9 protein-coding genes are annotated in these 12,384 nt (G+C 29.4%); 2 read left to right on the top strand and 7 right to left on the bottom strand.

Features of this window, described 5'->3' with window-relative positions; translation table 11 throughout:
* The first annotated feature begins 872 nt into the window (after positions 1-872).
* The gene (gene cls / locus OCU55_RS22710; RefSeq protein ID WP_261854575.1) at positions 873-2,312 is read left to right on the top strand and encodes a cardiolipin synthase; all 1,440 of its coding nucleotides are present in this window, start codon (positions 873-875) and stop codon (positions 2,310-2,312) included.
* A gap of 16 nt (positions 2,313-2,328) precedes the next feature.
* Here cls and OCU55_RS22705 read toward each other — a convergent pair whose 3' ends face one another.
* From OCU55_RS22705 to OCU55_RS22685, 5 genes are all read right to left on the bottom strand, one after another.
* A complete protein-coding gene (locus OCU55_RS22705) occupies positions 2,329-2,787 on the bottom strand; it encodes a VanZ family protein (RefSeq protein ID WP_261854574.1) in 459 nt (152 codons plus the stop codon).
* Positions 2,788-3,115: 328 nt separating this feature from the next.
* Positions 3,116-4,549, bottom strand: a complete 1,434-nt coding sequence (locus OCU55_RS22700; RefSeq protein WP_261854573.1) for a glycogen synthase — start codon at positions 4,547-4,549, stop codon at positions 3,116-3,118.
* 303 nt (positions 4,550-4,852) lie between these two features.
* Positions 4,853-5,959, bottom strand: a complete 1,107-nt coding sequence (glgD, locus tag OCU55_RS22695) for a glucose-1-phosphate adenylyltransferase subunit GlgD (RefSeq protein ID WP_261854572.1) — start codon at positions 5,957-5,959, stop codon at positions 4,853-4,855.
* Positions 5,960-5,977: 18 nt separating this feature from the next.
* Entirely contained in the window at positions 5,978-7,126 is a 1,149-nt protein-coding gene (locus OCU55_RS22690) for a glucose-1-phosphate adenylyltransferase (protein WP_261854571.1), read from the bottom strand.
* Positions 7,127-7,396: 270 nt separating this feature from the next.
* On the bottom strand, positions 7,397-7,834 hold the full coding sequence (locus tag OCU55_RS22685) for a hypothetical protein (protein WP_183279895.1): 438 nt from the start codon (positions 7,832-7,834) through the stop codon (positions 7,397-7,399).
* A gap of 169 nt (positions 7,835-8,003) precedes the next feature.
* On the opposite strand from OCU55_RS22685, the gene OCU55_RS22680 reads away from it, so the two are divergent.
* A complete protein-coding gene (locus OCU55_RS22680; protein WP_261854570.1) occupies positions 8,004-9,257 on the top strand; it encodes a Y-family DNA polymerase in 1,254 nt (417 codons plus the stop codon).
* Positions 9,258-9,464: 207 nt separating this feature from the next.
* Here the strand turns inward: OCU55_RS22680 and OCU55_RS22675 are convergent, their stop codons facing one another.
* Both OCU55_RS22675 and OCU55_RS22670 read right to left on the bottom strand, forming a co-directional pair.
* Complete coding sequence (locus OCU55_RS22675) at positions 9,465-9,893, bottom strand: DUF2871 family protein (RefSeq protein WP_261854569.1); 429 nt, start codon at positions 9,891-9,893, stop codon at positions 9,465-9,467.
* Between the two features lie 581 nt (positions 9,894-10,474).
* Positions 10,475-12,337 (bottom strand): glycoside hydrolase family 13 protein, encoded by a 1,863-nt coding sequence (locus tag OCU55_RS22670; protein WP_261854568.1) that lies wholly within the window; start codon positions 12,335-12,337, stop codon positions 10,475-10,477.
* Positions 12,338-12,384 lie beyond the last annotated feature (47 nt).

Raw genomic sequence — 12,384 nt, 5'->3', positions numbered from 1 at the left:
AAAGTTTAATCATAGCTTACTTACTTAGTAAGTCTTTTTTCAAAAGAATTGCTGGTTTAGTTTAAGTCTAATTTTAGACTTTGTTTATCTTCTCTGTTTAATTTTCAAAGACCGAGTTTTTGTTGCCGCTCATTTGCGACTTCTTTATGTTATCATGTGTACATTTTTTTGTCAACATCTTTTTAAAAACTTTATTTTCAGACAAGTTTTTTAAATTTGTTTGTTGACTTGTCGTTGTTTATATCAGCGACGTGTTTTATAATAACATGTATATGAGCACTTATGATTATATAATGCACTATTTATCTTTATTTATTCGCATATATAATTGTTTTTTCTATATATTTCTCTAAATCTCTATAATTGATACACTTGGATATGTTTATTGGTACATTTAGTCATATTCTTTAAATATGTACTAGCTGAATTTAAAAATCTACTTATAAAGTTTCTACAGCTCCTAAAAATATACTATATATGTACTACTTCATATTTAAATATATCAGATAAAGATTTGCAGATTCATACGAATCTTTATCATGCACGTATTAATTGAAGCGATTTATATATTCATAGAAAAACCTATTCCTAATACGCGTTCCAGTTCTAGCGAAAAAATTCTAAAATATAATTGCACTAAAACAAAAATAGTTTATACTTATGATGATTTAATTATTCTTAGATAACTAGAATTCAATCAAATTTTTATGACATTTTAATTATCATTACATAAACTTGTTTCTTATGGTCATTATTTGTATATAATATAATGTATTTATTAAATTTAATATAATTATTTGTCTCAACTTATATAACATCATTACTATTTACTTAAAGACTTTATTCTTATTAATATGGAGGTGATAATGCTTATGATGAGATTACCAAGTTATATGATGTATTTAATTTTTATTATCAATTTTATTCTTTCAATTACTATAGTAGTTTTGGAAAGAAAGCAACCTGAGAAAACATTAGCTTGGCTCTTAGTTCTTGCTCTCGTTCCACCTGTAGGACTATTCCTATATATCTTCTTAGGTAGGAATTGGAAGATACACAAATTGAATGACGAAAGATTTTCAAGTCAAGTTCAAGATCTAATATCCCCCGTATTAAAAGAAATAAAAGATAAGACCTATATCTCTTTAATAGAACTTTTGGCTAACAACAGTGATTCTCCTGTATTTCTAAATAATGATATTACTGTTTTTAAAGATGGAATTCAAAAATTTCAAAGACTTAAAGAAGAACTATTAAAAGCAAAGCATCATATCCATTTGGAATATTATATAGTTAAAAGCGACACTATAGGCAACGAAATAAAAGAAATTTTAATAAAGAAATCCTTAGAAGGGGTACGTGTAAGATTTATAATCGATAGAGTTGGAGCAGCGAAGATGAAAAGAAGCTATATTAGAGAACTCAGGTCTGCTGGAATCGATGTAGTTTTATATTCGTATTTTTTATCTCCTTTATTAAAGCTTATAAACACACAAATAAATTATAGAAATCATAGAAAAATAGCTATCATTGATGGTAAAGTTGGCTTTTTGGGCGGTATTAATATAGGAGACGAATATCTTGGTAACAGTAAACTAGGATATTGGAGAGACACTCACATAATGGTAAAAGGCGATTTCGTTTTGGGACTTCAAGCAGTTTTTTTGGATGACTTTATGACCATTCAACAAGCTAACAATTATTATAGCTTCTACGATCAAGAATTTGACCAATATTTCCCTACAACTAATGTAGAATCACCTTTGGCTATGCAACTTGTAAAAAGCGGACCAGATTCAGAATTCCCGGCAATAATGCAAGGAATGCTAAAAATGATAACCATGGCTACAGATAGGATTTATATAACCACACCATATTTCGTTCCAACCGAAAGCATAATGGATGCTCTTAGAATATCTGCATTAGGCGGAGTAAACATAAAAATCATATTTCCTGAAAGAGCTGACCATATAATGGTAAATAAGGCCTCTAGAACTTATCTCGGAGAACTTATGCGTTGTGGTGTGAAAGTATATTTATACGATAAAAATTCCTTTGTTCATGCGAAAACTATTACAATAGATGGAAAATTCTCTTCAATTGGTACAGCTAACATGGATATAAGAAGTTTTGACTTAAACTATGAAATAAACACTGTAATATATAATGAAGACATATCACAGCAACTAGATCAGTTATTCTTAGAAGATTTAAAAAACTGTAGAGAATTTTCCTTAGAAGAATATGAAAATGCCGATAAGTTGACTAAAGTGATTGAGGGTGTAGCAAGAATATTTTCATCACTTCTATAAATATAAAAATAGTGGTTTAAACCACTATTTTAGATTTATATCTTATTTTATTAATTAATGTAATTACTATACCTCCGAATATCGATCCGCTTGTGTCTATTAATACATCTCTAAACTTCCCAGTTCTTCCTGGCACAAAAAGCTGATGAATTTCATCTGTAGAAGCATATCCAAAAGTTAAGATTATCCCGCATATTATAGCAGCCTTCTTATTTAGGTAATTCCTAAAAACATTATACGCAAGAAGGAATAGTATTAGGTATTCTGTAAAATGTGCAGTTTTTCTCACAATAAAAGTAGCAAGATCTCCTAACATCCCATTTAAGTCTATTCCTAATGCATTAAACACATATATGACTAATGCACTTTGTTTGTCCGATTCAGTTCCATTCTTAGACGAATAGACAAATATTATAATCATCCAAAACAACAAAACAATCCAACTTATTTTTAACTTTAGATTTCTCTTATCCATTTATCCTCCATCAAATTTAATAATATATAAATTTGTTTAAATAAATTATATAGTTATCAAACATTAATGGCAACCTCAATAAGTCTTTTGTATTATAGGTATTATAAAAGCATAAGTTTTAACTCCTTATTAATTAGTTGGATTTATAGAATCCTCCCTAATAAGAAATATATTAAAGCTTATAGCCAAATTTACATATTTTCTTATATAAAGATGAACTACTTTGATCCGAAATCTATTTTTAAAACTCTAACGGGTTCTAGTGAGAGAATTTAAAAATATAAATTTTATTACGAAGTGGTTCATTTATAGATGAACTACTTCACATTTAGTATTCAGAAATCTTCATATATAGCTTTTTATATTCTTCTGCTGATAACTTCCAACTGCTGTCTTTCTTCATTATTCTTGTGCATAACTTATTCCACGAATCTTTATGATTATTAAAAACATCTAAAGAACGCTCTATTGCATTTAAAAAATCTACCGTATCATATTTTTTAAAAGTGAAACCATCACCATCATCAGTATACTTATTATAATCCTTAACTGTATCCTTAAGACCTCCTGTAGCTCTAACTACAGGAGCTGTACCATATCTCATTGCAATAAGCTGTCCTAATCCACAAGGCTCAAATTTTGAAGGCATTAAGAATATATCTGCTCCTGCATAAACTTTCCTTGAAAAACCTTCATCAAATCTTAGAACTGCCCTAAGATTATCATACTTATTTTCAAAATATCTAAAATCCTCTTCGTAGTGATTTTCACCTGTACCCGTTATTATCAATTGAATATTTTTGCTCATTAATTTATTTATAATACCTTCTAAAAGACCAATGCCTTTTTGATCTGTAAGCCTCGTCACCATACCTATAACAGGAATATTCACATCTACTGCTAACCCCAATTCCTCTTGTAGTTTTAATTTATTTCTATGTTTATCATTTAAATCATCAGAATAGTAATTAAAATATATATTCTTATCTTCTTTAGGGTTAAACTCATCATAGTCTATACCATTTTGTATACCAGTTAGTAAATGGTTCCTACCCTCTAATATATTGTGCAGCCCATAACCTAAATGCTGCTGCCTGATTTCTTCTGAATATGTTTTACTCACTGTAGTCACTCTATCAGCACTTAATATAGCCCACTTCATAAAAGATATTCCTTCTCCGTATTTTAGCTTATCCTCAGTAAAATACTCTTTTTCGTCTAAACCTAACATCCAAAGCAAATCCTTGCCGTATATTCCTTGATATAATATGTTGTGTATTGTAAATACTGTTCTAATATTATCGTAAATTGTATTTCCTCGGTAATAAGTTTCCTTTAACGGTATAACTAAAGATGAATGCCAATCATTACAATGCAATATATCAATATTAAAATCATCCATATACTTTATACCTTCAAGTACTGCCTTTGAAAAGAAAATGAACCTTTCATGATCATCGTGGTATCCATATGCCTCTGGCCTATAAAAGTAAGATGGATTATCTATAAAATAATACTGTACTCCATCTAACTTTAAAGTAAAAAGATTACAATCTACAGTTTTCCATCCTATATAGGTTGTATAATGAGCTACCTTCTTCATTCTTCTTTTTATTCTTTTAGGAAACTTATACTTTGGCATTATTACACGTATATCAACATCTATTTGTTTTAAACTTTTTGGCAATGAGTATGCAACATCTCCTAATCCACCAACCTTCATGAAAGGATAAGCTTCAGCTGTTACAAATAAAACTCCCATACTTTTCTTCCTCACATATCTTATAATTCCTATACTTATTTTTACTTATATTTATATACCCTTAATTATAGAGTATTGATATATGACTATACTATATCTTACGATGTATTATTTTTACCCATCTGCCTTTCCGAATGTAACTGCTTGAAATTTGGCAGGCGGATAAGCTTTGTTTTTGCAGTATTACTTAAAACGTAATTAAAATTGCTATTTTTTTAAATCATAAAAATTATAAACCTTCCTATATAAAAAAAGCTTGAATCATTTTTTGATTCAAGCTTTTATATTATAAATATTCTTAGTTTATAATAGGCTCTGTTTTTCTAATACTAAAGGAAACTTTTCTGGTCCCCTTAAATCCTGAGATTTAGGTATATATGAACCCTTATCTGCTACTATATTCATAAGTTTAGCATTAGGTCCTATAATACAATTTTGAAGTATAATACAATCCTTAACATAAGCACCCTTGTTTATATTAACTCTTCTTGAAATTACACAGTTTTCTACGTGTCCCTCTATATAGCATCCATTTGCTATTATAGAATTTGTTACTTCACTATCCTTAGTGTACTTAGTAGGGCTTTCATCTTTTGATTTTGTATATATAGGAGCATTATCATGAAATAATTCCGCATTTATTCTTACATTTAATAAATCCATGTTTCCTTTATAATATGAGTGCAACGAATTTACACAACATAGGTAGCCGTTAAATTCGTAGGAATATACTCTAAGTGTATCTAACTGTCTGTAGATACTCTTTTTAATTTTTCTATTTCTTCCTGTTTTTATGCTGTCGTATATAAGCTCAATAAACAAGTCTTTTCTTAGAAGAAACATTTCCATACATATATTTGCTTCTTTATCATAGCCTATATTTTCTCCAACGCTCACCACTCTGCCATATTCATTAATGTTTAGTACATCACAGTCAATAAAGCTCTTATCTGCATTATTTACTTTTTTGTAAAGTACAGTTATATCATTATTACTCTTCTCATGAAATTTCATAGCTTCTCTAAAGTCAATATTGCATATCATATACGAAGGTGCTAATATAACATATTCTTGCTTAGAATATTGAAAGAATTCAAGATTATCGGCAAAATTATGAACATCATCATATACAGGATCTTCATCCGCAAAATTAAACACTCTAAGTCCATATCTTTTCCTGTGTAAATCCCACGGTCTCCCGTTACTTATATGATCCATCAAGGATCTTGATTTATTCTTAGTAAATATGCCTATATTTTCAATACCAGCATTAGTCATGTTTGATAATATAAAATCTATTACTCTGTATCTCCCAGCAAAAGGGACTGATGCTAATGGCCTTGTTCTAGTAAGTTCAGTTATTTTGTCGTCATTCTCATCTAAATTGATTATTCCTAAATAATTTTTCAATATGTGCACCCCCATAACTTATCCTTCTATAATAGTTCCACTTTTTAAATCTTCTTTTGCCGGTATTACTGTAATTGTCTTTCCATTGCCTATCTTACAATCTTTTCTTATAGCCACTCCGCCACCTACGATAGCTTTATTTACAATAGCATTCTCTCCAATTTTAGTATTAGGCATTACAACTGAATCTTTTACAACTGCGTTTTTACCTACTACTACACCTGGAAAAAGCACTGAATTTTCAACCTCACCATGAATGATACACCCCTCAACAATAAGAGATGATTTTACTGAAGCATTTTGTCCAATATATTGAGCTGGTCTACCAGGACTTACAGAATAAATCCTCCACTCATCATCATAAAGATTAAGTTCATTATTATCTTTTAATAGGTCCATATTAGATTCCCAAAGACTTTCTATAGTACCTACATCCTTCCAATATCCTTTAAAAGGATACGCAACCAATCTTCTTCCATCCTCAATCATCTTTGGTATTATATTCTTTCCAAAATCATTAATTGAATTTTTATCAGCTTCGTCTTCTTTCAAGAATTTCTTAAGTGTTTTCCAATTAAAAATATATATCCCCATAGAAGCTTTAGTACTCTTAGGATTGGCTGGCTTCTCTTCAAATTCATATATTGACAAATCATCATTAGTGTTCATTATTCCAAATCTTGACGCTTCACTCAACGTTACATCAATAACTGCTATTGTAGCATCTGCTTCCTTCTGTTTATGAAAATCAAGCATTTTTTCATAATCCATCTTATATATATGGTCACCTGATAATATTAAAACATACTCTGGTTCATACCCATCTACGAAAGGTATGTTTTGATATATGGCATTGGCAGTACCCTTATACCAATTACCACCTCTTTCTTCTTGATAAGGTGGAAGAATCGCTACTCCGCCATCTCTTCTATCAAGATCCCAAGGGCTTCCTATACCAATGTGTGAATTTAGCTCAAGAGGTTGATATTGAGTCAACACGCCAACTGTATATATACCTGAATTAGCACAATTGCTTAAAGCAAAATCAATTATTCTATATTTTCCCCCAAATGGAACTGCTGGTTTTGCTAGTTTCTTAGTCAATACCCCTAACCTTGACCCTTGTCCACCAGCAAGTATTAGAGCTATAATTTGTTTTTTTACCATTTTAGCCTCTCCCCTCGTTTTTCATCCCTCAACACCTAACGATGTAATTACAAAAATTGTAATTACATTATTATTATACCAACTACTGTAAATCCCTTCAATGTCCTTTAGTCCTTATTTTTAAATGTAAACGTGCCCTTAATAAATTTTTTTTTACTATTTCACTTATTTTTATAATTTGTTACATTATTCAAAAATTCACCTTCACTTTTGTTAAGAAATACAAAACGCCTGTAATTATATACAGGCATCTTATTTACATCTTAATTTTTACTCCGACATAAATTTGCTTATATATGCTAGAGATTCTTCAAGTAACTCCTGTCCACCTTGTAGACCTTGTATCTTATCTTCTAAGTTTGATGTTCTTTGATCCAACCTATATATCATATCTTTTATATCATTTAACAACTTACTATTATAAGAAACTTGGTTTCCATCGGTATCTATATATATTTTTTCTGGAGGATTTCCACATTTATTACACTTTGCATAGATTCCTTCTTTTTCTGTATCCTTAAATATCTTAAAGGTATCATTATCACAGTAAGAGCAATTAGAAAGCATAGTAAAATCATAATAGCTTATATCAAAGCTATAAGTTGCTCCGCATTCTTTGCATATTATATTTAAGTTATTATCTTCTGTGTTTATATAAAAACTATTTCCATTACAACCTTCTTTTTCACACACCACAGTTCTAATCATAATATTCACCTCCTATAAAGATAAATATGCTTATATATTTAAAAAAATTCGTATATAAATCATTGGAATGAATATTTTTATTTACTACAGAACATGTGTTCTATATAATTAATTTATGGATATACTATAAATATGTATTCAAATTACATTTTATGAAGGATGGTTATATATGTTTAGTAAAAGATTGATATTTCACATTGATGTAAACTCTGCATATCTATCTTGGGAAGCTTGTTACAGACTTCAACATGGAGAAACCGTAGATCTCCGTGAAGTTCCTTCTGCAATAGGCGGAAACCCTAAAAATCGCCATGGAATAATACTAGCAAAATCAATTCCTGCTAAAAAATATAATATTACTACTGGAGAATCTCTCTATACTGCTCTTAAAAAGTGCCCTAACCTTCTAGTAGTCCCACCTAAGTATGACTTATATATGAAATGTAGTAATTCAATGATGTCTATATTAAAAGAATATAGCCCACAAATTCAAAGATTCTCAGTTGATGAGTGTTTCATCGATTTAACATATACAAATTTAAATATGAATCCTATATCAATAGCAACAAAAATTAAAAATCAGATAAAAGATACATTAGGCTTCACTGTAAATATAGGTATTTCAACCAATAAACTCTTAGCTAAAATGGCTTCTGATTTTGAAAAACCAGATAAAGTTCACACGCTGTACGAAGAGGAAATAAAAGAAAAGATGTGGCCTCTTCCAATCGAGGACTTATTCATGGTAGGCCGTTCTACTTCACCTAAACTTAAGGCATTGAACATAAATACAATAGGAGACTTAGCTAATTATGATCTTGATATACTTAAGTATGAATTTAAAAGCTTTGGTTTAACACTATGGAATTATGCAAATGGAATAGAAAACTCATCAGTACTTTCAGAAAGTCACAGCACCATGAAAAGCATAGGTAATTCGACCACTATAGCATATGATATAACAACCAAGGAAGATGCTTATAAAATAATACTTTCCTTAGTGGAGACTGTATCTATAAGACTTAGAAATTCTGAATGCTATTGTAGAGTAGTATCTATACATATTAAGAATAGCAGCTTCATGAATTATTCAAAGCAGATAAAGTTATTTAACCCCACTGACTCTACTATGAATATATTTACTACTTGTTGTAAGCTTTTAGATAAACTTTGGATTGGTGATCCAATTAGGCATATAGGTGTTCACGTGTCAGATTTAAGTTCAAACACTACTTATCAAATTTCACTTTTTGACGAAAAACATATAGAAAAAACTAAGAACTTAGATAGAACTATAGATGAGATAAGAGAAAAATTCGGAGACTATGCTGTAGTTAGGGGCACTTTTGTAAATTCCGGAATTAAGCCTCTATGCGGAGGAGTTGGAGAAGACGACTACACAATCATGTCTAGTATATTATAAATTATTAAATTTAGCAGGCGAATAAGTTTTGTTTTTTTACTGTATAGCTATATAAAGCTTCTAAAGCCATTAAAATATCTAGATTTAACTAACTACAACATTCTATACTTTGCTATACAGTAAAAAAGTGATAGTTACGAATAACTACCACCTTTTTATTGGGGGGATAGGGAATGTTTTACTATATTTAGGACAAAAGTCCGATAATTACTTATTTTTTACCTTTTCAGTTTTAATTAGTGAATGCTGTCTAGAAACATCTCTAACTAGATATACAACCCATAACAAGCATACACCTAAACCTAAATGAACTATATCTATTGATAAATTCATCGCTTCCATTGTAAAGCCTCTGTTTTCCATAACTTTTTGTGCTAACATCAACAGTACAGATACCATTAAAGAAGCATTATATAATATAAGCCATAGATTAAAGCTTTTCTTTTTACTAATATCTAGAACATTATCAGCAACATAAATCAAAGTCATAAATCCTGTACCTAGTATTAGTAGATGTCCATTTATCAATTTTAGAAAATCTCCATTATTAAAATCACTTAATCCTAATATATTTAAAAGCCCACTTAAGAGCCAAAGAACCGCATATCCAATAGAAAATAATTTTAATTGCTTCATAATATATCACCTCTTAAATACCTATGTATTGTATTATTATATTTCTATATTTTATTTTTGTTACTTTAATTATAAAACAATTGATAATTATTTTCAAGTAATTTTTTATATCATCTAATAAATAACCACTAGTTTTTTGTGCATCTTCCTTTTCAAATACATATGATGAAATTTTAGTAGATGAACATGTTTTATTTTTTACTGTATATCAATAAAAGTATTTTAACTATATTGAAATACCTAGATTTAATAGTGATAGAAAGCTTATATATTTTTACATAAAAAAAGAACCATAGAAAACAATCCTATAGTTCTTTCACTTCTCTAAATAATTTAATTCTATGTGTATGCTTAAGAATATTATTGAAATTAAATGGTTATGCAGGAGATGCTATATGAGCGAGCAATTAGAATTAAATGATTTTTTCAGATGGAATGGCGTTAAGAAACTGTACTGTTCGAACGTAGTGAGTTTACAGTTTTAGCCATGGAATATGATGAAATCATATTAATTCTTTGCGTAAGCTCATTAAAGCATTGGATGCATAACCATTTAATTTCATTAGCAGTATCTAAATTTTTTAAAAGACTTTTACAAGCAATTTAACTTCTGCTGGTTTAAGTTCAACTGAGATTATTCCCTCTGCCGAATAATAAACATCATTTTTACAATCTCTAAGCATATCTCTATAATGTCCTTTAACTTCTCCAAATTCTACTTTTATAGAACTATTTGAATTTCTGTTTATAATAACTAATAGCTTGCTATTCTTATAACTTCGTTCAAAACATATTACATCAGCATTTGTATCAAAGAACCTCAGTTCTCCACGTTTTAACACCAAACTATTACTTCTAATACCAGAAAGCCTCTTGTACCAACTTAAAATATCCTTATCTTCTTTATTCCAAGGATATGTCCTTCTATTATCTGGATCTTTTTGCCCTTCAAGACCTACTTCATCACCATAATAAATTACTGGTACCCCCGGAAAAGTCATTTGAAAAGCTACAGCTAACTTAACCATACTTTTAGCTATATTTATATCGTTATAGTTATTCATGAACATAGTGATAATTCTTTCAGTATCATGCGTTCCTATGATATTCATTGATGCATAGAAATTTTCCTTTGGATAGTTTTCATAAAGACTCATGAACTTTTTAACTAACATATGAGAATCTATACCTCTATTTAGAAAAGCTATTATTATATCTCTAAATGTATACCCCATCACCGAGTCTAATTCATCTCCGTAAAGATATTCTCTTTTTTGCCCATAGCTTACTTTATTTGAAGCATCTTCCCATACCTCTCCTACTAGCACCGAATCATTTTTTATCTTTTTAATTTTACTCTTAATAGCTTTTATAAATTCATCAGGAAGTTCATCAGCCACATCAAGTCTCCAACCTGATACACCAAGATTCATCCATTTCGAAAGTACTGAATCATCTTTATTAATTATATAATCCATATACGAAGGATTTAACTCATCTACATTAGGAAGATTTTCAAACCCCCACCAGCTTTCATAATCATGAGGATAATCTCTAAATCTATACCACTCATAATACTTAGAGTCTTTAGATTGATATGCTCCTAGTGAATCATAATTTCCATTCTTATTGAAATATACGCTATCAGATCCAGTATGGCTAAACACTCCATCTAAGATTATTCTTATCCCATACTTATTTGCTTCACTGCATAAACACTTAAATATTTTATCATTTCCAAACATGGGATCTATATTTTTATAATTTGCAGTATCATACTTATGACAACTAGATGATTCAAATATAGGATTTAAATATATGGTTGTAACCCCTAGTGATTTTATATAATCTAACTTTTTCATTATACCCTTCAGGTTACCTCCAAAGAAATCCCATCTTAATACCTTGCCATCAGCATCTTTTATATACATAGGCTGATCATACCAGTTACCATATATAAAGGAATTCTTTTTAGGATTATCTACTAAACCATTATCATTACCATTAAAAAATCTATCTACAAAAATTTGATAGATAATACCTTCTTTATACCACTTTGGAACTAAATTATCTTGATATACAGTTATTTGATAATACTTAGGATTATCAGCATATATTTGTCCTATTCCTCCCAGACCTTCATTATTATTACCATAATAAATGGTCTGTTCTTGTCTTTTCAAAACAAAATAATAATTTAGTACTCCTTTAGTTGTAGCAATAAAGCTGGTCTTAAAGAAGCATATATCATTCTGTCCTTCTTTATAAAACATTTCCATTAGAATACTTTGTCTATGTCCATCAAAATGAATAAGTTCTATAAAAGCTTGTTGACATCCCTGTGATTCAATAACAATACTTATTTCAGTTCCCAACTTTACTGCCCCAAATGGATTTCTATAGTAAGTATTTTGAGAATCATGCAATATATAAAAATTATTCATAACTTTTTCCTTCCTATGACTTATTTTAATAATACCTCAGGCATATC

It is taken from the genome of Clostridium folliculivorans (assembly GCF_024341905.1).
GTDB classification, from domain to species: domain Bacteria; phylum Bacillota; class Clostridia; order Clostridiales; family Clostridiaceae; genus Clostridium_AR; species Clostridium_AR folliculivorans.
The sequence above is the reverse complement of the archived record's forward strand: the minus strand, read 5'-3'. Positions and strand labels throughout refer to the sequence as shown.

What these genes read in the sequence shown, in the direction of transcription:
- cls (WP_261854575.1), top strand. Translation starts at nt 873, where the DNA reads ATGATGAGATTACCAAGTTATATGATGTATTTAATTTTTATTATCAAT.
- OCU55_RS22705 (WP_261854574.1), bottom strand. Translation starts at nt 2,787, where the DNA reads ATGGATAAGAGAAATCTAAAGTTAAAAATAAGTTGGATTGTTTTGTTG.
- OCU55_RS22700 (WP_261854573.1), bottom strand. Translation starts at nt 4,549, where the DNA reads ATGGGAGTTTTATTTGTAACAGCTGAAGCTTATCCTTTCATGAAGGTT.
- OCU55_RS22690 (WP_261854571.1), bottom strand. Translation starts at nt 7,126, where the DNA reads ATGGTAAAAAAACAAATTATAGCTCTAATACTTGCTGGTGGACAAGGG.
- OCU55_RS22685 (WP_183279895.1), bottom strand. Translation starts at nt 7,834, where the DNA reads ATGATTAGAACTGTGGTGTGTGAAAAAGAAGGTTGTAATGGAAATAGT.
- OCU55_RS22680 (WP_261854570.1), top strand. Translation starts at nt 8,004, where the DNA reads ATGTTTAGTAAAAGATTGATATTTCACATTGATGTAAACTCTGCATAT.
- OCU55_RS22675 (WP_261854569.1), bottom strand. Translation starts at nt 9,893, where the DNA reads ATGAAGCAATTAAAATTATTTTCTATTGGATATGCGGTTCTTTGGCTC.
- OCU55_RS22670 (WP_261854568.1), bottom strand. Translation starts at nt 12,337, where the DNA reads ATGAATAATTTTTATATATTGCATGATTCTCAAAATACTTACTATAGA.